The organism is Saccharopolyspora kobensis (assembly GCF_900108315.1).
GTDB lineage: Bacteria > Actinomycetota > Actinomycetes > Mycobacteriales > Pseudonocardiaceae > Saccharopolyspora > Saccharopolyspora kobensis.
On sequence record NZ_FNVB01000003.1, the window covers coordinates 628,268 to 650,616 of the forward strand.

29 protein-coding genes are annotated in these 22,349 nt (G+C 70.7%); 11 read left to right on the forward strand and 18 right to left on the reverse strand.

What is annotated here, in order from left to right:
• The first annotated feature begins 67 nt into the window (after nucleotides 1-67).
• Nucleotides 68-973 carry a glycosyltransferase family 2 protein gene (locus C4T78_RS11375; RefSeq protein WP_093356747.1) on the forward strand — a complete coding sequence of 302 codons (906 nt, stop codon included), beginning with the start codon at nucleotides 68-70 and terminating at the stop codon, nucleotides 971-973.
• 1 nt (nucleotide 974) lies between these two features.
• Here C4T78_RS11375 and C4T78_RS11380 read toward each other — a convergent pair whose 3' ends face one another.
• From C4T78_RS11380 to C4T78_RS11390, 3 genes are all read right to left on the reverse strand, one after another.
• Nucleotides 975-2,366: an MFS transporter gene (locus tag C4T78_RS11380; RefSeq protein WP_235863771.1), complete on the reverse strand. Its 1,392-nt coding sequence runs from the start codon at nucleotides 2,364-2,366 to the stop codon at nucleotides 975-977.
• Nucleotides 2,367-2,682: 316 nt separating this feature from the next.
• Nucleotides 2,683-3,483, reverse strand: a complete 801-nt coding sequence (locus C4T78_RS11385; protein ID WP_093356751.1) for an alpha/beta fold hydrolase — start codon at nucleotides 3,481-3,483, stop codon at nucleotides 2,683-2,685.
• Nucleotides 3,484-3,508: 25 nt separating this feature from the next.
• On the reverse strand, nucleotides 3,509-3,838 hold the full coding sequence (locus C4T78_RS11390) for an SPW repeat protein (RefSeq protein ID WP_177247739.1): 330 nt from the start codon (nucleotides 3,836-3,838) through the stop codon (nucleotides 3,509-3,511).
• Nucleotides 3,839-4,130: 292 nt separating this feature from the next.
• Between C4T78_RS11390 and C4T78_RS11395 the strand changes: the two genes are divergently transcribed.
• Nucleotides 4,131-4,751: a hypothetical protein gene (locus C4T78_RS11395; RefSeq protein ID WP_093356754.1), complete on the forward strand. Its 621-nt coding sequence runs from the start codon at nucleotides 4,131-4,133 to the stop codon at nucleotides 4,749-4,751.
• 33 nt (nucleotides 4,752-4,784) lie between these two features.
• On the opposite strand, the gene C4T78_RS11400 is transcribed toward C4T78_RS11395, so the two are convergent.
• Complete coding sequence (locus C4T78_RS11400; protein WP_093356755.1) at nucleotides 4,785-5,201, reverse strand: DUF2267 domain-containing protein; 417 nt, start codon at nucleotides 5,199-5,201, stop codon at nucleotides 4,785-4,787.
• 95 nt (nucleotides 5,202-5,296) lie between these two features.
• Nucleotides 5,297-6,313 (reverse strand): lysylphosphatidylglycerol synthase transmembrane domain-containing protein, encoded by a 1,017-nt coding sequence (locus tag C4T78_RS11405; RefSeq protein ID WP_093356756.1) that lies wholly within the window; start codon nucleotides 6,311-6,313, stop codon nucleotides 5,297-5,299.
• Between the two features lie 168 nt (nucleotides 6,314-6,481).
• On the opposite strand from C4T78_RS11405, the gene C4T78_RS11410 reads away from it, so the two are divergent.
• Together C4T78_RS11410 and C4T78_RS11415 are read left to right on the forward strand one after the other, a co-directional pair.
• A complete protein-coding gene (locus C4T78_RS11410) occupies nucleotides 6,482-6,673 on the forward strand; it encodes a ubiquitin-like protein Pup (protein WP_093356758.1) in 192 nt (63 codons plus the stop codon).
• Between the two features lie 64 nt (nucleotides 6,674-6,737).
• The gene (locus C4T78_RS11415) at nucleotides 6,738-7,565 is read left to right on the forward strand and encodes a DUF1206 domain-containing protein (protein WP_093356759.1); all 828 of its coding nucleotides are present in this window, start codon (nucleotides 6,738-6,740) and stop codon (nucleotides 7,563-7,565) included.
• Nucleotides 7,566-7,636: 71 nt separating this feature from the next.
• Here C4T78_RS11415 and C4T78_RS11420 read toward each other — a convergent pair whose 3' ends face one another.
• The 3 genes from C4T78_RS11420 to C4T78_RS11430 form a co-directional block, all read right to left on the reverse strand.
• Complete coding sequence (locus tag C4T78_RS11420; protein ID WP_093356761.1) at nucleotides 7,637-8,824, reverse strand: zinc-dependent alcohol dehydrogenase; 1,188 nt, start codon at nucleotides 8,822-8,824, stop codon at nucleotides 7,637-7,639.
• A gap of 29 nt (nucleotides 8,825-8,853) precedes the next feature.
• A complete protein-coding gene (locus C4T78_RS37005; protein WP_093356762.1) occupies nucleotides 8,854-9,282 on the reverse strand; it encodes a DUF2267 domain-containing protein in 429 nt (142 codons plus the stop codon).
• A gap of 76 nt (nucleotides 9,283-9,358) precedes the next feature.
• Nucleotides 9,359-9,757 (reverse strand): ChaB family protein, encoded by a 399-nt coding sequence (locus C4T78_RS11430; RefSeq protein WP_093356764.1) that lies wholly within the window; start codon nucleotides 9,755-9,757, stop codon nucleotides 9,359-9,361.
• Nucleotides 9,758-9,948: 191 nt separating this feature from the next.
• Here C4T78_RS11430 and C4T78_RS11435 point away from each other — a divergent pair, with 191 nt between their 5' ends.
• Entirely contained in the window at nucleotides 9,949-10,104 is a 156-nt protein-coding gene (locus tag C4T78_RS11435; RefSeq protein WP_235863772.1) for a DUF6131 family protein, read from the forward strand.
• Between the two features lie 57 nt (nucleotides 10,105-10,161).
• Here C4T78_RS11435 and C4T78_RS11440 read toward each other — a convergent pair whose 3' ends face one another.
• Nucleotides 10,162-10,731, reverse strand: a complete 570-nt coding sequence (locus C4T78_RS11440; protein WP_177247741.1) for a hemerythrin domain-containing protein — start codon at nucleotides 10,729-10,731, stop codon at nucleotides 10,162-10,164.
• 379 nt (nucleotides 10,732-11,110) lie between these two features.
• Here C4T78_RS11440 and C4T78_RS11445 point away from each other — a divergent pair, with 379 nt between their 5' ends.
• The 4 genes from C4T78_RS11445 to C4T78_RS11460 all read left to right on the forward strand — a co-directional run bounded on the left by C4T78_RS11445 (nucleotide 11,111) and on the right by C4T78_RS11460 (nucleotide 13,637).
• Entirely contained in the window at nucleotides 11,111-11,323 is a 213-nt protein-coding gene (locus tag C4T78_RS11445; protein ID WP_093356767.1) for a DUF2795 domain-containing protein, read from the forward strand.
• A gap of 22 nt (nucleotides 11,324-11,345) precedes the next feature.
• Nucleotides 11,346-11,528: a hypothetical protein gene (locus C4T78_RS11450; RefSeq protein WP_093356768.1), complete on the forward strand. Its 183-nt coding sequence runs from the start codon at nucleotides 11,346-11,348 to the stop codon at nucleotides 11,526-11,528.
• Nucleotides 11,529-11,755: 227 nt separating this feature from the next.
• On the forward strand, nucleotides 11,756-12,280 hold the full coding sequence (locus C4T78_RS11455) for a hypothetical protein (protein WP_093356770.1): 525 nt from the start codon (nucleotides 11,756-11,758) through the stop codon (nucleotides 12,278-12,280).
• 55 nt (nucleotides 12,281-12,335) lie between these two features.
• Nucleotides 12,336-13,637 carry an ATP-grasp domain-containing protein gene (locus C4T78_RS11460; protein WP_093356771.1) on the forward strand — a complete coding sequence of 434 codons (1,302 nt, stop codon included), beginning with the start codon at nucleotides 12,336-12,338 and terminating at the stop codon, nucleotides 13,635-13,637.
• Here C4T78_RS11460 and C4T78_RS11465 read toward each other — a convergent pair.
• On the reverse strand, nucleotides 13,610-14,131 hold the full coding sequence (locus C4T78_RS11465; RefSeq protein WP_093356773.1) for a DUF1360 domain-containing protein: 522 nt from the start codon (nucleotides 14,129-14,131) through the stop codon (nucleotides 13,610-13,612). The genes C4T78_RS11460 and C4T78_RS11465 overlap by 28 nt on opposite strands.
• 167 nt (nucleotides 14,132-14,298) lie before the next feature.
• Between C4T78_RS11465 and C4T78_RS11470 the strand changes: the two genes are divergently transcribed.
• On the forward strand, nucleotides 14,299-14,529 hold the full coding sequence (locus tag C4T78_RS11470) for a hypothetical protein (RefSeq protein ID WP_093356774.1): 231 nt from the start codon (nucleotides 14,299-14,301) through the stop codon (nucleotides 14,527-14,529).
• 9 nt (nucleotides 14,530-14,538) lie between these two features.
• Here C4T78_RS11470 and C4T78_RS11475 read toward each other — a convergent pair whose 3' ends face one another.
• The 6 genes from C4T78_RS11475 to C4T78_RS11500 all read right to left on the reverse strand — a co-directional run bounded on the left by C4T78_RS11475 (nucleotide 14,539) and on the right by C4T78_RS11500 (nucleotide 18,970).
• The gene (locus C4T78_RS11475) at nucleotides 14,539-14,823 is read right to left on the reverse strand and encodes a DUF2188 domain-containing protein (protein ID WP_093356776.1); all 285 of its coding nucleotides are present in this window, start codon (nucleotides 14,821-14,823) and stop codon (nucleotides 14,539-14,541) included.
• Between the two features lie 13 nt (nucleotides 14,824-14,836).
• Nucleotides 14,837-15,241, reverse strand: a complete 405-nt coding sequence (locus tag C4T78_RS11480; RefSeq protein WP_093356777.1) for a DUF6292 family protein — start codon at nucleotides 15,239-15,241, stop codon at nucleotides 14,837-14,839.
• A gap of 241 nt (nucleotides 15,242-15,482) precedes the next feature.
• Nucleotides 15,483-16,832, reverse strand: coding sequence for an acetyl-CoA carboxylase biotin carboxylase subunit (locus C4T78_RS11485; RefSeq protein ID WP_093356778.1), 1,350 nt, complete (start codon nucleotides 16,830-16,832; stop codon nucleotides 15,483-15,485).
• Nucleotides 16,829-17,068: an acetyl-CoA carboxylase gene (locus tag C4T78_RS11490; RefSeq protein WP_093356780.1), complete on the reverse strand. Its 240-nt coding sequence runs from the start codon at nucleotides 17,066-17,068 to the stop codon at nucleotides 16,829-16,831. Before C4T78_RS11490 ends, C4T78_RS11485 begins: the two co-directional genes overlap by 4 nt.
• Nucleotides 17,069-17,081: 13 nt before the next feature.
• On the reverse strand, nucleotides 17,082-18,071 hold the full coding sequence (locus C4T78_RS11495; protein WP_093356782.1) for a 5-oxoprolinase subunit C family protein: 990 nt from the start codon (nucleotides 18,069-18,071) through the stop codon (nucleotides 17,082-17,084).
• Nucleotides 18,068-18,970, reverse strand: coding sequence for a 5-oxoprolinase subunit B family protein (locus C4T78_RS11500; RefSeq protein ID WP_093356903.1), 903 nt, complete (start codon nucleotides 18,968-18,970; stop codon nucleotides 18,068-18,070). The genes C4T78_RS11495 and C4T78_RS11500 overlap by 4 nt, the downstream gene beginning before the upstream one ends.
• Nucleotides 18,971-19,140: 170 nt before the next feature.
• Between C4T78_RS11500 and C4T78_RS11505 the strand changes: the two genes are divergently transcribed.
• A complete protein-coding gene (locus C4T78_RS11505) occupies nucleotides 19,141-19,983 on the forward strand; it encodes a LamB/YcsF family protein (RefSeq protein WP_093356783.1) in 843 nt (280 codons plus the stop codon).
• On the opposite strand, the gene C4T78_RS11510 is transcribed toward C4T78_RS11505, so the two are convergent.
• On the reverse strand, nucleotides 19,913-20,845 hold the full coding sequence (locus C4T78_RS11510) for a nitrilase-related carbon-nitrogen hydrolase (RefSeq protein ID WP_093356784.1): 933 nt from the start codon (nucleotides 20,843-20,845) through the stop codon (nucleotides 19,913-19,915). The two genes, C4T78_RS11505 and C4T78_RS11510, sit on opposite strands and share 71 nt — an antisense overlap.
• 15 nt (nucleotides 20,846-20,860) lie before the next feature.
• A complete protein-coding gene (gene gad / locus C4T78_RS11515) occupies nucleotides 20,861-22,144 on the reverse strand; it encodes a glutamate decarboxylase (protein WP_093356785.1) in 1,284 nt (427 codons plus the stop codon).
• Nucleotides 22,145-22,349 lie beyond the last annotated feature (205 nt).

The following is a 22,349-nucleotide window of genomic DNA, read 5'->3' on the forward strand; positions in this document are numbered from 1 at the left end:
CGCTACCCGGCGCGGCCGACCGGCAAACCGGTGGTTACCACCGGGCCCCGCCGGGTAATCGCGGATCGTGCCGCCAGGAACCGACCACCGCGTCTCCGTCGTCATCGTGACGCACAACAGGTGCGCCGAAGTGCTGCGAACGCTCGAGCACATGACGGAACTGCCCGAGAAACCGCCGATCGTCGTCGTGGACAACGGTTCGGACGACGGCACTTCCACGCGCATCCGGGCCGAATTCCCCGGTGTGCGGCTGCTGAGCCACCGCGAGAACCTCGGCGCGGTGGGCCGGAACTGGGCCGTCGAGCACGTTTCCACGCCGTACGTGGCGTTCTGCGACGACGACACCACGTGGCAGCCCGGCGCGCTCGAACACGCGGCCGACGTGCTGGACCGCTTCGGCAGCGTGGCCGCGGTGATGGGGCGGTGCCTGGTCGAGCCGGATCTCCGCGAGGACCCGCTCGTCCCGGAGCTGCGCGAATCGCCGGTACCCGCACCGCACTGGCTGCCGGGACCGGCGTTGATGAGCCTCATGGCCGGGCTCACCACGTTCCGGGTCGCCGCCTTCCGGGAGGCGGGCGGGTTCTCCCCGAAGCTGTGGCTCGGCGGTGAGGAGGAGCTGCTCGCCCTCGACCTGGTGGCCGCCGGCTGGTGGTTGTGCTGGCGGCCGGACATCGTCATCCACCACGCTCCGTCGACGTCCCGGAACGCTCGGCTGCGGCGGCAGCTCGGCATCCGCAACACCGTGCTGACCGCTTGGCTGCGACGCCCGGTCCGCGATGCGCTCCGCCGCAGCGCCGCCGTCGCCGCGAGCGCGCCGAAAGACCGGTGCACGCTGGCCGCCCTCGTCGCGGCCGCCAGGGCGACGCCGTGGGTCCTGCGCGAGCGGGAGGTGGTCCCGGAGCGGGTCGAGCGCTGCCTGCGGGTGCTCGAAGAACCGCAACGGCACTCCCCCGCCCGCCGCTACGTGGGCTGACCTACTTCCGCGAGAGCCTCGCGCGGCGGCTGCGCAGTCGCCGGGTGAGCCGCCGACCCGGGCCGGCCCGGAGCGGACCCCGCGACGGCCGGTCGGGCACCCTGCGGGACCCGCCGGAGGCCTCCGCGGCGGTGGCCGCCGACGGCGGGACCAGATGCGCCCAGCGGGTGTGCGCAGGCATCGCGCGACGCTGCGGAGACCGGGCGAACAGCATCCAGGCGACGGCGGTGGCCAGCACGGTGACCAGCCCGGCCACTTCCAGCGCGTGGTCGGCACCGGAGACCTCCGAGAGCCATCCCAGCAGCGGGCCGCCGATCGCGCCGGACAACGCCGTCACCATGCCCTTGGCCGCGAGGACCCGGCCGCGCATGTCCTCGTCGGTGTCCAGCTGGATGCGGGTGCTCGTGGCGGTGTCGAGGACCACCGCACCGACGGCGATCGGGAACAGCACCGCGGCGAAGATGCCCAGTGTCGGAGCGGCTCCGCTGAAGAACTGCAGCACGCTCGTCAGCAGCGCCATGACCAGGACCAGGCGCAAGGTCAGCTGCTTGCAGGCCGCGGCGACGAAACCACCGGCGATCGTGCCCACGGCGAAGACGACCGACAGGACGCCGTATCCCGCCGCACCGGCCTGCAGCGGCCCAGCGCTCATGGCCGCCATCGTCACCTGGTAGTTGCGCCCGAGGCAGGACAGCACGAAGCTGAGCAGGAACAGCAGCACGAGCGGCCGGTGGCCGAACACGTAGCGCAGGCCCGCGATCGCTCCTGCCCGTCCCGGTGCGCTGGTCGCCAGCTGGAACATCCCGTCCGGGCGCACTCGGGAGATCGCGAAGAGCACCGCTGCGAAGCTGAGCGCGTTGAGCAGGAAGAGCAGCGGCACGCCGGTGACCACCACGAGCGCGCCCGCCAGCCCCATGCCGAGGATCCGGCCACCGGAGCTGATGATCGACCCGAGCGCCAGTGCGTTGCTCAGATCCTCCCTCGGAACCAGCTGCGAGCCGAACCGGCCGAGCGCGGGCCCGTCGAACACGGTGACCACACCACCGATCAGCGCCGTGGCGTAGACGACCGACAGCGGTCCGTCGACCCACGCGATGCCGGCGAGGACCAACGCCAGCGCGCCGTGCAGGCCCTGCGTGGTGAGCAGCACCCGACGGGTCGGCCAGCGGTCGGCCATCGCGCCCGCCAGCGGCGCCAGCACGACGCCGGGGAGCGTCTGGAAGAACAGCGACAGCCCCAGCATTCCCGGCGAACCGGTCTTGACCAGGACGAACCAGTTGAGCGCGAGGTTCTGCATCCACGCCCCGGTCACCGAGACGAAGTCAGCGGTCGCCCAGTGCCGGTAGTTCGGGTGTTTCAGCGCGCGGAACATCGGGGCCGCGGAGGCGCGCAAGGCGGGAGTCCTTTCCTGCTCTCGTCCCGGCGGCCGTTGATCGGGGTGTTCGGGCACCGGGCAGCGCCGAGTGGTGCGGGCGCTGCAGGAGACGGTGGCACTCCGACCAGGAATCTGAACACTATTTGTGTTCGGCTTCTCAGCGAATCGGTGAAATCGCAGGCAGATCGCGACTTCCAGCCGAACGACTGGTCACGAGGAGTCATCCCGCCCGGCGCGCACCAGCGACGAGCAGGACGGGATCCAGAATTGTCCACAGTAGATTTTCTCGGTCAGCGCTCAGCACCGATCGAGATCGCGAGCGCGGGTGGTGCGCTCAGCAGTGGTTCCGGGCGTCGCCCTGTCCTGGGACGGACGCCACAGCTTCGCGAATCGGTTCCGACCACGCCGACGGCGCCGACCAGACGAAGCTGTGCGGCCCGGGCATGACCGCGAAGCGTCCGTCCGCGGCCTCGGCCGCCAGTCCTCGCGCCCACGCCTCGGTCGACAGCCCGTCCTCGTCGCCGCGCAGCACCAGCACCGGGCACCGCACCCGGTGCACGGTGTCCTCGATCCGGTCCCGCAGGTGCACTTGGAGGAGGTGCCACAGCTGCCGGAACCCGGCGCGCGCCCAGTCCGGTGTGTGCTGCTGCTGCAGACCGGGCATCGGGTGGCGGGAGTCCATCCGCCAGTGCAGGAGGACCCGCGGCGTCGACCGGTACGCGGGGTCCACGGTGGGACCGGCGAGCACGAGGAGCTGGAGGTGCTCCGGCCGCATCGCCGCAGCGTGCGCCGCCACCTGCGTGCTGCTGGAGTTCCCGATCAGCACCGCGGGCGGCAGCTGGGCGCGGTCCACCCACTCGGCCACCGCCGCGGCGTATCCGGGCACGTCCAACCACCGGCGGGCGGGGCCGCTGCCGCCGAGCCCGGGCAGATCGACGAGGTGCGCCTGGGTCCACGTCGACAACGCGCGCATGGCGGGCATCAGGTAGTCCGAGACGCCCATTCCCATCAGCGCGATCACCGGCGGTGCACCGGCGCGCTCGCAGCCGAACACCCTGCTGCGCATGCGCCCCGCGGTGGTCTCGGTGTAGCGGACGAAGTGATCCGCGGCCGGGGCCGTTCGCCGGTCGGTCATGCGCACCACCTCGTAGCCGGCCTCGTCAACCGCCGGAGCCCGGCCTGCGCACCATGACCATGCCCGCGACCAGCAGCCCGAAGATCACCGACAGCGCGCCCACGACGACGTTGTTCCAGATCATGCCCGCCGTGGGAGCGCCCACCGTGGTGACCCAGGTCGCGATGATCAGCCACGCGCCGATCGGGGCCGCGGTCCAGCTGATGCCACCGCTGCGCTCCGGGGTTCCGGTGAGGCCGAGTCCGATGGCCGTGACGATGAGCCCGAGCACCAGGTTGTTCATGCTCAGCAGCGGCTGCGCGTCCGCGAAGCCGACCACCCACGGCGACACCGCGGTGTAAGCACCGGTGAGCATGAGGAGGGATTCGCTGCCTGTGGTCGTTGGTGCGGACAGAGCCGATTCGTGGCCCGCCAGGCCTCCGGTTGCTCGCCGCTCGCGCGTACCACGCTGTTCCGGGGCGACCATGACAAATCATCTCCTCCTGCGAGGTTTTGATTCCGGACTCCGGTTTGCCCCTCGGAAAAGCCGCGCAAACCTGCGCGGGCCGCCATTCGGGACCGCCACGCCTCCGGCGGAGTTTCGGCATTTCGCCGCGAGGAAAACCGAGAAATGGACATCATCGCTTCCGCTCCGGAGGAGGCGGGTCGTGAGAACCTTCTCGAATCGAGTTCAGCGGACGCACCGACTCGGCGCGGCGGTGCTCGGTGCGGCATTGCTGGCGCTGGGCATCGTGCAACTGCCGTGGACTCCCGTCCAGGCGCCGTGGCCCGAGATGAGCGCGCCGGTGGCAGCGGCCACGGCCATCGCGGGATTCGTCCTCGTCTGCGCGGCACCGTGGGGCAGCAGGATCGCGTCTTCCACCGGTGCCGTGCTGGGCGCTGTCTTCCTCTTGGCCGGACTGGCGCACCTGGCGCTGCTGCACACCTCGGCGAACGTCCTCGGCTTCGCCCTGTCGACCGCCTTGTTCTGCATCGGCGCCGGTGCCGTGCTGCTCGTGATCAGCCTGTTCGGCCGGGTGTCCGGTGGGCTGCCCCCGGACAACCCGTACCGCAGGAGCCACCCGATCAAGACGCACCGCCCCGACCCGGACGAGCAACTGCGCGCCGAGCACGCCGACGAGCGCGAACAGCGCCTGATCGACGCGGAGGTCTCGATGGCCCAGGGCACCGCGACGCCCCAGCAGTTCCGCATGGTCAAGCAGGAGTGGGCGCGCAGGCGCGAGGAGGAGCGCCGCCGCGCCCACCGCCACTACGAGGAGCAGGACTGACTCCGCGACGGAGTCGGTCCTGGACAGCGCAATTCAGCTGCGCCTCATGTCACCGCTGCTGCCCGCGTCGACGAGCACGAGCAGGTCATCGGTCAACGTGTCGCGCACGTGGTCCATCACACCGCCCTGGGTCGCCTCGCGGAGCACTTCGAAGACCACCCGCGCCGCGTAGGTGGCCTGCGGCTCGTCGAAACCGCTCCGCGAGCTCACGCGGTGCACGAACTCGTCCAACCCGAACCGCTCGCCGGTGCCCGCGCCGCCGAACACCTCGGTCCGGCGCAGGTGTTCGCCGATCTCCCGCGGGAGCTGGCCCGCCAGGTGATCGGCGACCTGCTCCGGAATTCGCTCGCCGAGCGTCTCCAGAGTGGCTCGCGTGGCGCCCTCGGCATCCCCGCGGCTGGCCAGCCTGGCCCGGTCCTGCACCTGTCCGATGAAGGCATCGTGCTGCATGAGGCATCAGTCCTCGATTGCGGTGAACGGTCGCATTCCGCTCCTCGGCCTTCCCGGAGCACGCGCGGGTTCAAACGGCGTTGCGCGGCCCGCAGCTACGACTCGTCGCCCCGGCCGGCCCGCCCGCGCATGTCGACGAGGTAGACCAGCCAGCCCAGCACCGCCAGGCCGACCCAGTTGATCCCCCGGTACACCAGGACGACCGCCATCGCTTCGGCCGCCGGAATCCCGGACGTCACCAGCACACCGAGCAGTCCGGCTTCGGCCAGACCCGCGCCGCCCGGCATGATCTGCAGTGCGATGCTCGCCTGCACGACGAGGAACCCCACCACGAGCACGGACCACGGCATCGGAACACCGAGGGCGATGGCGGTGGCCGTGAGGCTAAAGAAGTCGAGCGCCCAGCTCAGGGCCGCGACCACCACGACCGCCGCCCACTGGAGCCCGGTGGGGCGGAGCAGCTGGATCCGCTCCGACACCCGGCGCGCGGTCGCATCGGGCTCCGCCGCCCACGCTCCCCGGCCGATCAGCGGAACCCGGCGGGCGAGCTCGGTCAGCGCGTGCATGCAGCGGTGCAGCAGCCCGGCATTCGTGACGACGCGCCAGCACGCCCACGACCCGGCGGCGATGACGACGGCGACCGCAGCCGCGGTGAGGACCGGAACCCTGCCGGTGGCTCCCAGTCCGAGCACGCCCAGCAGCAACAGCACGACAGTCGCCACCACCCCGCTCAGCACGGTCGACCAAGCGGCCAGGACACCGCCCACACCGCGCTGGTGCAGCTTGTAGGTCGCATACGCGAAACCCGCCGGGTCGCCGAGCGCGGGCAACGTGGTCGACAGCGCGTTCTCGGCGAAGTGGATCGCTTGGACGGCCCACATCCCCACCTGCACGCCGCCTGCCAGCAGCAGGCGCCGGTGCAGCTCCCCGTAGGCCACCAAGCTGCCGAGCCCGCACAGGACGGCGACCGAGACCCACTCCCAGCGCGGGCCCGCCAGCGCGGAGCGCAACCGACCGGCCTCCCCCACCAGCCCGGGCAGCTGCCAGGCCAGGAAACCGATCCCGATGACGAGCACGGACCACTGCACGATCCTGCGCACGAGCTTCCACATGACTCCCCCGCTGCATTCCCCCAGGACCGCGCTCGCAACTACGTGTTCCCGGACGCGGATCACCGGCAAACACGCGCCCGGACCGCGCCGTGACTCGCCACCAGCGACGGGTTGTCGTCCTCACCGGCCGGGTAGTGAGTTAGGAGGAAATCGGGAGCGAGGTGAGCCATGCACCAGGAGAAAAACCACCAGCGGCACCGCGAGGGCGACGACGTCGAGACCGAGCCGGAACCGACCGGTGGGCAGCGCCGGGACAAGCTCAACGAGGACACCGAAGCCACGTTGGACGAGATCGACGACGTCCTGGAGGACAACGCCGAGGACTTCGTCCGCTCCTACGTCCAGAAGGGCGGCGAGTAGCCGCGGTCGTGCGCGATGTTCTTCGGGACGGCAGCGCTGCACCCGGCTTTCGTCGCGAGATGCGATGAAGACGCGGAACCGACTGACGCGCCGAGCCCGGCGAGCGGAGCGCAACACCGCCGTGCGGTTGATGGGAATGGCGGGCTGGGCCTGCTACGGGTTCATCCACCTCGTCATCGCTTGGCTCGCGGTGGAAGTCGCCTTCGGTCGGCCGCAGGAACAACCCGCTCCGCAAGGCGCGATCGCCAAGATCGCCCAGCAGCCCGTCGGCGCTGCGTTGCTGGCCCTCCTCGCAGCGGGTTTGACGGCGTTCGCGCTCTCCCAGTTCGCGATGGCCGCGATCGGCTTCGACTGGGTTCGCGGCCGCGGCACCCGCATCGCCCGCAAGCTCGGCGCGCTCGGTCGCGCCGTGCTGTCGCTCGGCCTCGGTGTGCTGGCGGCACGGCAGCTCACCGGCGTCCAGGTCGGCTCCAGCAGCGCCCAGCAGAAGCACTTCACCGCCAGCGTCCTCCAACTGCCGGCCGGCCGGATCTTCGTGGGTCTGCTGGCCGCCGTCGTGCTGGTGGTGGCCGTGGCCACGATCAGACGCGGGCTGATCAAGAGCTTCCTGGAGGACCTGGACCTGAGCGGCATGTCCGGGAGCGCCGAGACCTGGGTCGAGCGGTGCGGGGTGATCGGCTGGGTGGCGAAGGGCGTCGCCTACGCGAGCATCGGGGTGCTGTTCGCCGCTGCCGCGATTTCCCGCGACGCCCGGCGATCCGGTGGGCTCGACCAGGCGCTGCACCTGCTGGCCGCCAACGATCCCGGCAAGGTCGCTCTCGGGTTGATCGCCTTCGGCTTCGTCGCCTTCGCGCTCTTCTGCTTCGCCGCAGCGCGCACGCATCGCCGCTAGGCGTTCCCTTCCGATGGAGCCGACTTCCGCCGGCGCGCGACCGGAAGTCGACTCTCCTGAAGAACTTGCGCTCAGTCGCCGGGGCTCAGCAGCACCTTCACGGCTCCGTCCTCCTTGCGCTGGAAGATGTCGTAGCCGTGCGGCGCGTCGTCCAGGGACAACCGGTGAGTGGCGAGATCGCGCACGCCGAGCGGGTCGGACTCGTCCTGGACCAGCGGCAGCAGATCACCGATCCACCGCTTCACGTGCGCCTGCCCCATGCTGATCCGCACGCCCTTGTCGAACATCGCCAGCATCGGCATCGGGTCGGCCGTACCGGCGTAGACGCCGCTGACCGAGATCGTCCCGCCACGCCGCACCGCATCGATGCACTGGTGCAGAACCGTCAGCCTGTCCACCCCCGCCTTGGTCATCATCGGCTCGGCGATGGCGCCGGGCAGGGAGCTGACCAGCTTCTGCGCGAACTCGGCTCCGGGCGAGCCGTGGGCTTCCATGCCGACCGCATCGATCACCGAATCGGCCCCGCGCCCGTCGGTCATGTCCCGGACCGCGCCCGGCACGTCCTCCACGTCGCGCGCGTCGATCACCTCGATCCCGTGGCGCGACGCCATCTCCAGGCGCTCGGGCACGAGATCGACGCCGATCACCCGGGCGCCGCGGAAAGCGGCGATCCGGGCGCACATCTGGCCGATCGGTCCGAGCCCGAACACCAGCACCGTGCCCGCCTCCGGGACGGCGGCGTACGCCACCGCCTGCCAGGCCGTGGGGAGCACGTCGGAGAGGAAGACGAACTGCTCGTCCGGTGGCCCGTCGGGCACCTTGATCGGGCCGAACTGGGCTTGGGGCACGCGCAGCAGGTCGGCCTGGCCGCCCGGCACGCTGCCGTAGAGCTTGGTGTACCCGAACAGCGCCGCACCGCTGCCGTGCTCGCGCACCTGCGTCGTCTCGCACTGCGCGAACAGGCCGCGGTCGCACATCCAGCAATGGCCGCAGGAGATGTTGAACGGGACCACCACCCGGTCGCCCGGCTTGATGTGCTCGACCGCCGAGCCCGTTTCCCGGACGATGCCCATCGCCTCGTGCCCGAGCACGTCCCCGGGCTCCAGGAAGGGCGCGAGCAGTTCGTACAGGTGCAGGTCGGAGCCGCAGATCGCGGTGGTGGTCACCGCGATGATCGCGTCGGTGTCCGCTTCGATGCGGGGGTCGGGCACCTCGGTCACCTGCACGTTCCGCGGTCCTTGCCAAGTCAGTGCCTTCACGCGCACCTCCGAACTCTGTCGAGCGCTTCTCACACCGCGGGCCGGTCGGCGCTGCCCGCGTCGAACAGGACGCGCAGGTCGCAGCTGAGCGCCTCCCGGACCGCGTCCACCGCCCGGCGGGCGGCCATCCCGTGGACCAGCCCGAACACGACGCGCGCCCCGTAGGTGCTCTGCGGCGCATCGAGCCCGGAGCGCTCGCTGACCCGGCTGATGAACTCGCAGATGTCGAACTCCTCCGGGTCCGGGGAGCGCCCACCGAGTAGCTGTCCGGCCAGCTCGGCGGGCAACGCCTCCGCGAGGCCGACCGCGGTTCCCGGGGGATGCGCTCGGCCAGCGTCCGCAGGGCCACCCGGCCGAGCGCCGCCGCCTCGCCTCCGCTCAACCCGGTCCGGTGCTCCACCTCCGCGACGAAGGCGTCGTAGCGCATGACCGCTCCCAGAACTCCCGCCCGACCACAACGCCGGGCTCCATCGCGCAGCTGGACCGGAACCCGGTGACGTGCACTGCGCGCGCCCGGTTCCGCGGGTGCGGCCATCACGACCGCGCCCGCTTGGTCTTGCGGTCGCTCTCCTTGCGCAGCGCGTCGACGAGCTGGTGCTTGGTCATCTTCGAGCGGCCCGAGATGCCGAGTTCCCGGGCCTCCTCGTAGAGGTGGCTCTTGCTCGCGTTCGCGTCGACGCCACCGCTGGTGGGCTTCGCCGGCTGTCCGGCGCCGCGCTCGGCCTGCTCGTCCGACGGTCCCTTGCGCTGCTTGGGAATCCACCGGTCGCCGACCTTCTCGTACTTGTGCTTCAAGGCGGAGTAGGCCGTCTGGTGAGCACGCCGCCCTTCCCCGTAGGACTCGACAGCGCTGTCGTGCGCCTTGATCCAGGTCTCCTGGGCTCCCTTCGGGGAGCGGCGCAGCGTCGAGGGGAGCTCTTCCCGTGCGGGCATGACCGCTACCTCTTCCTTCGCCATCTCGGCTGTTCGCGGAACGCGGGGCGTTCCGCCTGCCCCAGAGATACCCGCGGCGGGCCTCCTTGAACGTTCAGGGCACGGGACGGCTCGTATGGAACTCCTCGATGACGGGTACTTCCGGGGAACGGGGGAAAGTGCACAACATCCCACCAGGAGAAAGGACGATCATGATCACGCTGGGAATCATCCTGCTCCTCATCGGGTTCCTCACCGGGATCCAGATCATCTGGACCCTCGGCATCGTCGCGGTCGTCGTGGGCGCCGTCCTGGCCATCGCCGGTGGTACCGGCCACGCCATCGCGGGCCGCAAGCACTGGTTCTAGAACCGGCGTTGCGCGCGCTGCTGCCTTCCCGGCGCGGGAAGGGCAGCAGCGCGGATCTCACCGATCGCGTCCGGACAAGCTGTCCCGCAGGCGATCGACCATGCCCGCGCCCGGGTCCAGGATCATGTTCGCCGGAGGCTTGTCCGGTGCCGAGGGGTGCGGCCGGGTGGGCGCCCGCTCCTTGGCCTTGGTGATCTTCGAGCCGAGTTCCATCATCTCCTCGGCAGAGCAGCTGCGCTGCAACCGCGGGAACAGGTCCCGCTCCTCGTCGTCGACGTGGTGCCTGATGTCCTCGATCAGCTTGCGGACGAGCCGGTCGTACTCCGCCTCCGACGGTTCCATCCCCTCAAGCTGCTTCATGACCTCTTCGGCTTCGGCGTGCTCCTGGATCTCGTGGTCGGCGACCGAGTCCCCGTCGGGCAGGCTCTTGCGAGCGGTCGGGTAGAGGTACTGCTCCTCCGCGACCGAGTGCCGGACCAGCTCCGTGATGATGTGGTCGACGAGTCCTCGGCGGGCCTGCTCGGACAGACCACCGCGTTCGTACTCCTGGAAGGCGCTCTCGACCGCCCGGTGGTCCTTGACCAGGACGTCGACCATGTCGCCTTGCTGCGTCATGCCCTGCGTCATGTCGTCCCCACTCCTCCTCGGTCATCAGGATCGGGAAAGTGCGCACCCGAGGGATGCCCGCGGGCGGAAGACCGGCAAACCAGGCAGCCGCTCATCGCCGGAACCGGGACTTGCGGGATCGGCGGCTGGAGCGCCGGCGGCCGGTCCACGACCACGGACCGAGCCGCAGCGTCCAGCTCGTCGCGCCCAGCGGCCCTCGCCGCCAGCGCACGGGCCCGATCTTCACCTCTCGCGCCATCCCGATCCGCACCTCGAACACCCCGCCCTCGAACGGTCGACCGCTTCCACTCGAGCTGTACCCGGCACGGCCCGACCTGATAGCCGGACGAGCGCGCCGGGTACCCGAGGCCGGTCGGGAACCACACGGGAGGGAGGCCCGATGACCAAGGCCGACGATCGACGGGTTCGCAAAGCCCTGCAGGGAGCGGACTTTCCCGCTTCCAAGGAGGAACTCGTCGAGTACGCACGAGAGCGCGGCACCGGCGCCAGGACGCTGCTCGCCCTGCGAGGAATCCCGGAGGGCACCTACGAGGACAGCGATGAGGTCGAGCGAGCGGTCCCGCAGAACCCGGAAGCCGGTTCCGCCGACTGATCCACTGTGAGGAGGGGCTCTGATGCCACGCGAATCGGACAAGCACGGACCTCGCAAGGACGACGAGCTCGAGAAGGAGGTCGAGGGGCACCTCCGCAGCGGCCACCCCACGCGGGCCGATGAGTCGCTCGAAGCGGAACCGCCCGCCGACGACGACCCGGAGACCGACGTGCGGCCCCCGCCACCGGAGCGAGGAGAGTCCTGACCACGACCTGGCCGTGCTGGCCTCCCGAGCTCGCCCGGTGGTTGCGCACGCAGCCACCGGGCTTTTTCTCGCGCCCGGTGGTGGGTGAATTTCGCACCGCGCGATGCCGGTGGTCAGTGTTGGCGTGCGCTTCACCTCATCTCTCCGCCGCACCCTTCTCGCAGGTCAGCGAGGTGGCTACCGTGAGGGGCAGCTGTCCCCGAACAGCGAGAAAGCGAGGTCCCGACTTGTCCGCGGCCCTCTCCCCGATCATCACGGCCACCGCGCGCTGGCTCACCAACGCCTACCCGGCGCCCGCCGACGGAGCCCTCAGCCGCGCGCTGGTGCAGGCTCAAGCCGAACAGGCGGTGACCGCGGCGGCCTGGCTGCGCTACCCGACGCCCGTCGACACCGATCTCGTGCTGATCGCCGGCCCGGGTGGCTCCAGCCGCCTGGACGTGCTGATCGCGGGCAACGCGACTGCTCCCAGCGCCGAGGACCACGCGTGGCGGACCTGGGTCGACGAGGTCGTCGCGAGCTGGGCGGCCTGCCTGCTCGGCGAACCGACCTTGGCCGCGAGGGCGGTCGAGGTGCTCGTCGCCCGGAACGGCCCGGCCGTCCCGGACCACTTCCGCCGGCTCACTTCGCCCAGCGGACGGGAGCTGGACGCCGCTGCCCTGCTCCGGCACCCCGATCTGCTGGCTCCGCTGGCCGAACTGCACCGCCGGCCGCTCCACGAAGCCCTGAACACCAGCGGAGCGGTCACCTCGTGAGAAGCGGCAGTTCCCGATCGGGATAGCGGACACCTCGACGGGGTAGGCCCCAGGCGTGGAAGACCGGACGAAGAACATCGCCGTCCTCGGCCTGGACGAGCGAAACCTGGCGCTGCTGCGGGAGATCGCGCGCTCCGAGCCGTACCGGTTCCACGCCTTGCTGACGAGGGAAGAGCTGATGCTGGGCGATGTCTCGCTCGCCCGCCTGCTCGACGAGGCGCAGGACCGGCTCGACTCCTTCGGGTTCCCGGTGGACGCGATCGTCGGCTACTGGGACTTCCCCGTCAGCTCCATGGTTCCGATCCTGGCCACCCGCTCGGGCCTGCCGGGGCCGAGCCTCGAATCGGTGGTCAAGTGCGAGCACAAGTACTGGAGCCGGCTCGAGCAGCGCAAGGTCACCGATTCCCACCCCGGGTTCGGGATCATCGACCTCGACGACCCGCATCCGCCACCCGGCCTGTCGTTCCCGATGTGGGTGAAGCCGGTCAAGTCGTTCTCCTCGGACCTCGCGTTCAAGGTGGAAGATCCCGGCGAGCTGGCGGAAGCGGCCACCGAGATCCGCCGGGGCGCGTGCCGGGTGGGCGAGGCCTTCGACTTCCTGCTCTCCATGCTCGAACTGCCGCCGGAGATCGCCGAGATCGGCGGCCTGGCGTGCCTGGCCGAGGAGGAGGTCGGCGGTGTTCAGCTCACGGCCGAGGGCTACTGCGCCGACGCGGGACCGCAGGTGTACGGAATCGTCGATTCGCTGTGCTACCCGGACTCCTCCAGCTTCCTCCGCTACCAGTACCCGTCCAAGCTGCCCGCGGACGTCCAGGACCGGATCGCGGCGATCTCCGCAGACGTCATCCGCCAGATCGGCCTGTCCTCCTCGGCCTTCAACATCGAGTACTTCTGGGATCCGGACCAGGACGAGCTCAACATCCTGGAGATCAACCCGCGCCTGTCCCAGTCCCACGCCCCGCTGTTCGAGTTCGTCGACGGAGCTCCCAACCACCTGTGCATGGTCAAGCTCGCGCTGGGCGAGGAGCCGTTCATGCCGCACCGCCAGGGCGACTTCGCCGTAGCGGCCAAGTGGTTCATGCGGACCTTCACCGATGCCGTGGTCCGGAGCGTGCCGTCGGAGGAGGACGTCGAGCGCCTCCGCAGCACCTTCCCCGAAGCGATCGTGGACATCATCGCCGATCGAGGGCACCGCCTTTCCGATCTGCACGGGCAGGACAGCTACAGCTTCGAGCTCGCCGCCCTCTACCTGGCCGCGCAGGACGAGGCCGAACTGATCCGCAAGTACCGGCGCTGCCTGGATATGCTGCCGTTCTCCCTGGCGGACGATCACGATCCGGACTGCAGCCGGTCGTAGCACAGCTGCAGGAAGTCGGCCCCGGCCAGAACGGAGAACGTGGTCGCCACCGTCCGCGTGAGCCGCGGCGCGAAGACCATGCCGATCATGAACCCGGTGGCGATCCAGAGGTCCAAGCAGAACGGGCAGGTGACCAGCTCCCCGATCGCGTGCCGCAGCTGGCTCGGTTTGCGCACCTCCTCGGCGACCTCCGAGGGGCCGGACTGCCCGGCGTACCGCGCGAACGGAGAACGCAGCGGACTCGTCACGGCGTCCTTGGTCAGCGTCCGGGAGACCTTGTGCGTGCCCACCGTCAGCAGCACCACGTCGAACACCGGCAGCGACGAGGGCAGTCGCCGCCCGGCGCCCCGCGCGACTCCGGCAGCCCCGGAGACGACCGCGACGAACGCGCCCATCACCACCAGGTAGCCGCTCAGCGGCCGTTGCGCGCTGCCCCGGTACCGGTCCGCCTGTTCCTCGTCCGCCCTCACCCGGGATGGTCGATCAGCACTCATGCTTCGCTCCGCGCGGCTCCGAAAACCACGGCGAGATCGCCGTTTGGACGGTCCAGGGGTTCCCGGCCGGTGTCCTCGCCATTCCTCCGAGATCCGCCGACGTTTGGGGCGGTGGACCCGGCGGGAACGCCATGGGAGAGAGGAAACCCGATCTGTAGGAGCGCGCCATGACCGACAAGCCGAGCAGCCCCGTCAAGGACAAGAACTACAACCTGATCACGGTGCTGCAGGAGTCGCTGCAACACGTCTGGATCATGGAGACCTACATCGCGGACGCCGAGAAGCAGGGCGACGAAGAACTCGCCGAGTGGTTCCGCAAGATCCAGCACAACAACCACAAGGCAGGGGAACAGGGCAAGGAACTCCTGCAGAAGCGCCTCAAGAACGAGAACGCTTGATGCGCTCGGTCAGCGGCACCTGATGTGCGCGGCCGCGAGCCGCTGCTCGTCCTCGCCGAATCCCGCGGCAGTCGTGCAGTAGGGCGAGCTGGTCGGCGGCACCTGGTGCACGCAGCAGGGTTGCTCGTCGTCCGCCAGCACTGCGAGCTCGCCGCCGCCTTCGTCACCCACCATGACGTAGGCGGCGGCGAAAGCTTGTGCCTCGGTGGGCAGCGGAGCCGCTGCCTGCACCTTGGCGGGGCTCAGGATCTTCCACCAGCCGTCGGCCAGCGGCCGGATGTACCACCTGCCCATGTCGCCCGCCCCCTCAGCAGTCGAATCCGGCGAGCCGGCGCTCCAGGCCGTCATCGGAGTTGGGCAGCCGGAACGCAGGCGCCACCGGCGTGCCCGGGTTGCGCCCCAGGATCGCGTCCCGCAGGAACTCCTGCACCGCCTCCGGCGGCGGCAGGACGTTCTCACCGAGGAATTCCAGCGACACGGTCCGCCCGGCTCCGCCGGCCTCCACCCGCAACGCCCAACCGCTGACCTCGTCCCAGGTCAGCAGCAGCGGGAAGCCGACCAGCGTCGGCACGCGCGAGTTCAGCTGGATGATCACCGTGGCCAGACCGCCGTCGACGTCGACGTCGATCTCGCTGACCTCGTCGTCCAGATCTCCGGCCACGCTCCGGACGTAGTTGACCAGACCGCCGACCGCGCGACTCGTCGTTTCCATCACCGGCCCCTCTCCTCGACCGACACCCGCTCGTTCGGGCCATTCCCGTCGTTTCGGTTGTTCTCGGCCAGGGTGGTCGACGGCCGGGACGAACACCGCGCATGCGACTGGCCCGGCCTCAGCGGCCGGACCAGTCGCGATCAGCGCCACCCCGGAAGACCAGCCGTCCCGCTCGGACGGTGGCTCCCCGCTGAATACCCGTTCGCAGAGCGGACGAAACCGCCGCGGCCTCGCGGGCGCCTCAGTCCCCGGCGCGGGTTTCCTCCAGCCATCCGGTGTGGACCGGACCGGCGCGGAGCCGCGGATCGGCGGTCAGCCCGCGGTGCAGCGAGATGGTGCTCGCGACGCCTTCGACGTGGAACTCGGACAGCGCCTGCCGCGCTCTGGCGTAAGCCTGCTCTCGGTCGGCTCCCCAGCAGATGAGCTTGGCGATCAGCGAGTCGTAGAACGGGCTGATCCGGTCGCCCTGCGCGATTCCGGTGTCCACTCGCACGCCGGGGCCGCCGGGCAGGTGCAACGCGGTGATCTCGCCGGGCGTCGGCGCGAAGTCGCGCTCCGGATCCTCTGCGTTGATGCGCATTTCGATCGCGACGCCGCGCCGCTCGATCGAATCCTGATCCAGGGCCAACACCGCGCCACCGGCGATCCTCAGCTGTTCGGCGATGACGTCGACACCGGTGATCGCCTCGGTGATCGGGTGCTCGACCTGGACGCGGGTGTTCATCTCGATGAAGTAGAAGTTCTCGTCGGCGTCGACGAGGAACTCCACCGTTCCGGCGTTGCGGTACCCGACGTGCTCGGCCAACCGCACCGCGGCCGAGGTGATCGCCTGCCGGGTGCTTTCGCGCAGGTCCGACGCGGGCGCCTCTTCGAGCAGCTTCTGCCGACGCCGTTGCACCGAGCAGTCCCGCTCGAAGAGGTGCACCGCGTTCCCGTGCTCGTCGGCGAGCACCTGCACCTCCACGTGCCGCGCCCCGGGGACCGCGCGCTCGAGGTAGACCGTCCCGTCGCCGAACGCCGAACGCGCCTCGGCCCGCGCCCCGGGCAGCACGTCGACCAGCTCGGCCGCGTCGGCGACCGGCCGGATCCCCCGGCCTCCGCCGCCCGCCGCCGCCTTGACCAGCAGCGGGTAACCGACCTCCTCGGCCGCGCGGACGGCGTCGTCCGGATCGTCGACCGGACCGCTTCCCGGCACCACCGGAACGCCGGCGGCCTGCGCCGCCCGACGTGCGGCCGCCTTGTCGCCCATCTGCTCCATCGCCGAAGGCGGTGGCCCGACGAACACCAGCCCGGCCTCGACGATCGCCCGGGCGAAAGCGGCGTTCTCCGACAGGAAGCCGTAACCGGGGTGCACCGCTTCCACGTCGGCGGAGCGCGCCGCCTTGAGCAGCGCATCGGAGTCCAAGTAGGACTTCTGCGCGGCGGACCTCCCGATGTGCACCGCCTCGTCGGCGAGCCGCACCCAGCGGGCGTTCTCGTCCGCGTCGGAGTACACCGCGACGGCCTCGACGTCGGCCGCGTGGCAGGCGCGGACGATCCGCACCGCGATCTCACCGCGGTTGGCCACCAGCACTCTCCGCAGGCCGGTCATGGCTCGTCGACCTCGAACATCGTCTGCCCGACGTCCACCTCGTCGCCGTCGTCGAGCAGGATCTTGCTGACCCGGCAGGACTTCTCGGCCTTCACCTCGTTGAAGGTCTTCATGACCTCGATCAGCGCGATCGTCTGCCCGGCCTCCACGACGCCGCCCGCTTCGATGAACGGCGCCGCATCGGGCGAGGGCCGCCGGTAGAACACACCCGGCACGTGAGCTTCCACTGTGGACATGAGTACCCCCTGTTCACCGCTGTTCGGCGGACACCGCCGCCCGCGCCTTGTCCAGCCGCACCCGCCGTTCCCGGCGGGCGGCCACCGCCGTCTCGACGTCCACAGGCGCGAACCGCACCCGGCCGCCCGTCCTGGCCTGGGCCATGCGGTCCCGGTCGACCGAGATCACCGTGCCGATGGTCGCGTAGCCACCCCCGGTCACCGCGTCGTTGAGCAGCACGATCGGTTCGTCGCCGCCCGGCACCTGCACCGAGCCGACGGGATAGCCGAGGTCGACGACGTTGGCCTGGTCGCGACCGGCGCCGAACGGCTGCTCGCGTTCTACGAATTCCAGCGATCCGCCGCGCAGCCGGTAGCCGACGCGATCGGCGTCCTTGGTGACCTTCCACTCCACCTCGACGAACGACGCCAGCGCCCGCTCGGTCAACCGGTAGGCGCAAAGCCCGGCCACGAACCGCAGTTCGGTGACATCCGGCAACTCGGCCCGCAGTTCGCCGGGCACTTCCGTCCCCGCCGCCGGTGCTCCACCCGCGGCCTCTCCCAGCGGCAGCCGGTCGCCACCGGCCAGCGCGCGCCCCTGGAAGCCGCCGATGCCGGTGAGCAGGTAGGTCGAGCGCGACCCCAGGTAGAGCGGCACGTCGATCCCACCGCCCACCGCGACGTAGGGCCGAGCACCGCCCCGGACCTGCCCGAAGGACAGCACGTCACCGGCCGACACCCGCAAGGCCGTCCAGGTCGGGGCGGGCTCGCCGTTGATCGCGACGTCGCAGTCCGCGCCGGTCACCGCGACGCTGCGCGGATCGGTGAACTCCAGCTCCGGCCCGAGGTAGGTGGCCTCCAGCGCGGCAGCGCCGGGCGGGTTGCCGACCAGCGCGTTGGCCACCGCGAAGGAGTACTGGTCCATCGCTCCCGACGGAGGCATCCCGATGGCGTACTGGCCGTCGCGACCGGTGTCCTGCACCGTCGTGGACAAACCGCCGGAGCGCACGATCAGTTCGTTCACCGGTACAGCACCTCCAGCAGCCGGGTGTTCACCGCGTCGGGATCGGCGAGCAGCTCCGCGGGCAGGAACTCCGCCTCGCGGATCCGGTAGCGGAACTGCCCGGCCTCGACCTCGGCGCGGGTGCGGTCGTACTCGTCGCGGTCGACGGCCCGGTACCGCAGGACGTCGCTGGGCCGCGGGAAGGCGATGTCCTCGGCGAAGTCCGGCAGCCGCTGCGCCAGGTCGAACACCGGGGCGGGGGCGATCCCGAAGAGCTGGTAGCCACCGGCGCCGCGCACCGGGTAGACCACGGCGAAAGCCCCGCCGTAGCCGAAGGCCCGCTCCGGTGTGTCGGTGCGCGGGCGCACGTACTTGGGCACCTCGATCTGCCGCTCGCGCGGCACCATCTGGTAGCAGAACGGCAGTCCTGGGACGAAACCGAGCATGGTCACCAGGAACGGCGCCGAGGTGATCGCGTCGATCAGCGCCCGGACGTCGGCGAAACCGTTGATGCGGGCGGCGTATTCGAGGTCGGTCGCGCTCGGGTCCTGGTGCCGGTCGCGGAACTTCAGCAGCGTCTCGCGGGTCCACGGATCGTCGAAGAGCACCGGCACGTCGACGATGCGGGTCCGCACCGCGTGATCGTCCGGGAGCCGCCCCGCCGAGTGCTCCAGCGCGCGCAGGTGGTCGACCAGATCGGCCGGGTGCAGCCGGTCGGGATCCAGCCTGATCAGGTACGAGGCGTTGGACGGGCAGATGTCGATGATCCCGTCGATGTCCTCCCGCCGCAGCGCCCCGGTGATCGCCATCGCCTTGAGGTTGGCCTCCAGGCTCATCTCCTGGTCGAGCTCGACGAAGACGAACTCGTCGCCGCCGTGCTCGTAGCGGGCCGGGGGCAACCGGACTTCCGATGCGCTCACGATCACACCTCCTCGGCCGCCGGGTGCGAGTCGAGGATGCGGTGCGGCACTGCTCGACGCAGTGCGGTCGTGGCTGAACGATCCACCTTCGTGTGAGCGCAGCGCGGTGTGGCCACCCTGCGTGCGGGGAACCCGGTTCCTACCGCAACAGCTGATCAGGAGGTGGCCTCGTGCGCACGCTCGTCGATCTGAACGCGGATGCCGGGGAGAGCTTCGGACGGTGGCGGCTCGGCGACGACGCCCGCCTCATCCCGCTCGTCACCTCGGTGAACATCGCCTGCGGCTGGCACGCCGGTGATCCGTCGACGATGGACCGGTCCGTGGAGCTGGCGCTGGACGGCGGGACGTCGCTCGGCGCCCACCCCGGCTTCCCCGACCTCGTGGGCTTCGGCAGGCGCGCGCTGTCGATGAACCCGGTCGAAGCCGCCCGCGCGTGCCTCTACCAGTTCGGCGCGCTCCGGGCGATCGCCGAGGCCCGCGGTGCGACCGTTTCGCACGTCAAACCGCACGGCGCGCTGTACGGCCTGACGATGAAGGACGAGCGCGTCGCCGAGGCCGTCGTGGAGGCGATCGCCACGGCCGCTCCCGGTGTCCGGGTCGTGCTCCTCGCCGGGCCCGTCGCCGACCGCCTCCACGAGCGCGGCTTCCCCGTGGTCCGGGAGGCGTTCGCCGACCTGGACTACGACGACTCCGGGCACATCGTCATCGAACCGGAGCCCCGGCCCAAATCACCGCAGCACTGCGCCGACCAGGCGATCGCGGTGCTCCGGGGCGAGGTCACCTCCACCGCGGGCACCGCGATCGCCGTCGACGCGGACACCATCTGCCTGCACGGCGACCGGCCGAACGCGGTCGAGGTCGCGCAGGCGATCCGCGACCGGTTCGACGCCGAGGGCGTGCGGCTGGCGCCGATGGCCGAGGTCGCCGATCAGCGCGGGTCCGTCAGCCCGCAGGCAGCAGGTGCTCCGGCGGCCGCATCCGCGAGTCCGCGAGGTGGTCGCCCTCGGGGCTGAACGGGTGGACGGCCTGCGGCAGGCAATCGGCCACCAGCAGCGAGTCCACCGCCCGCTCGGCCGGGCCTGCCGACACCACCGCGGTGCCGTCGGGCGCCCAGATCCCGGAATTGCCGCGGTACTCCCACTGCCCGCGGTCCGAGACCTCCCAGCCGCGCCGGTTGGCGTAGGCCACGAACACCCGCCACACCGCGGCCATCGCCGGGATGATGTGCTCCGTGGCGTCGGGGTAGGGCACCAGCGTCGGCGTCCCGTCGTGGAGCGTGAAGTGCCGGTCCGCGGCGGTGGGTCCGACGATCAGCCGCGCACCGCGGTCGGCCAGGCTCTGGTACAGCGGCGGGAACTCGCACTCGTAGCAGTTGAGCACGCCGACCGGGAAGCCGTTCACCTCGACGACCGGCGGCAGGTCGTCGCCGGGCGTGAAGTTCGCGCGCTCGGCGGCGCCGTACAGGTGCGTCTTGCGGTAGTTGGCGCAGAGCCGCCCGCCGACGGCGATCGCCACCGAGTCGTGCAAGGCACCGGTTTCCGATCGCTCCACGTAGGGCAGCACGATCCCCACCCCGTGCTGCTGCGACAGCTTGCGGGCCAGCCGGACGGATTGGCCCACGCAGGACTCCGCCAGCAGCCGGCACTCATCGGGGCCGAGCGCGTAGCCGGTGTTGAAGCACTCCGGGAAGACGCAGAGCTGGGTGCCGTAGCTCGCGGCCAGCGCCACCGCCTCCTCCATCCTGGCCAGGTTCGCCATCACCGCATCCGGCGAGCCGGCCGGGTTCTCCGCCTGGAACAGCGACAGCCGCAGTCCGGTGCCGGGTTCCGGCGGCTCGCGGTGGCGCAAGCTGCTGACGATGCGCACAGGACGCATGGCTACTCCTCTCGATCAGTTCGCCGCGGCGACGAATTCTTCGACCGCGGCGGAGAAACGTTCCACTTCTGCCGAGCTGAGATCGCTGCGGACGACGACCCGCATCACCTCGACGTCGTCGAGCTCGCCGGGAAGCGCGTAGACGGGCACCGCCCACCCCCGGTCCGCGAGGTGCATCGCCAACTGCCCCAACTTCAGCTCCGGCCCGGCGGTCACGGCGACCACCGGCAACTCGCTGCCGTCCGAGAGCAGCCGGAACCGGCCGCTGTCGTGCAAGCGGGCGGCCAACTGCCGCGCCAGGGCCCGGCAGCGCTCGTGCACGGCGCGAAAACCGGTGAATCCCAGCCGGACGAAGTTGTAGTACTGGAGGACCACCGGAGCGGCCGGCCTGGAGAAGCTCAACTCGTAGTGCGTCTCGTCGCCACCGAGGTAGTTGATCCGCTGCCCCAGTTCCGGTCGGCGCCAGCTGCCGTCCCGCCACAGCAGCCAGCCCAGTCCTGGCGGGACGAGACCGGACTTGTGGCCCGAAGCGTTGATGGACGCCACGCGCGGGAGCTGGAAGTCCCACCGCAGCTCGCTGTCCAGGAACGGCGCGATGAACCCGCCGGATGCCGCGTCGACGTGGACGGGCACGTCGATCCCGCGTTGCCGCTCGAGCGCGTCGAGCTCCGCGGCGATCTCCCGGACCGGCTCGTAGCGACCGTCCAATGTGGTTCCGAACACGGCGACGACGCCGATGGTCGCCTCGTCGCACAGCTCGGCGGCGCTGCGCCCGTCCAGGCCGATGCGGCCCGGTGCCGCCGGTGCGATGCGCGCTTCCACGCCCCAGTGCCGGCAGAACTTCTGCCAGCAGGCGTGCGCGCCCGCACCCATGACGAGGTTGGGGCGCATCCCATCGCTTCCGGCGCGCTGCTGCCAGCGCCGCAGCAGTGCCGCACCGGCCAGCAGCGCTGCCTCGCTGGAACCGGTGGTCGCGCTGCCGACCACCCGGCGCGCGTCACCGTGCCAGAGCGCACCGATCATCCGCACGCAGTCGCGCACCAGTTCGCCGACCGCCGGGTACTGCTCGCGATCGACCAGGTTGAAGTTCGCGTAGTCGTGGAAGAGCCGCTGGGCCTCCGGTTCGATGGTCGTGGTCAGGAAGGTGGCGAGATTGCGGACCGGGTCGCAGTCGCCGCGCAATCTCTTCCGGACGACGTCGGAGGCCGTCGTCGCGTCCAGCCCGGAATCCGGGATCTGGCCGCAGAATCCTGGTGAAGAACGTGGCAACGCCCCGCTCACCTCTGGCGGAGCCGACATCGTGCACTCCTCTCGCTCGTGGACTTCCGGGACGACGGCGACGCTACGAGCGGCGGAGTGCGCGGTGCCATGAACAATTCGGCCCAACCCTTCCGGACGGGGTGCCGGAACCGGGCGGCGTTCGGCTATCCGGGTCAACCCGGTCGGCATTCGAGCGATTTGCCCGCCGCGCCGAACTGCTGGGCCGATCACGTGGCGAAATAAG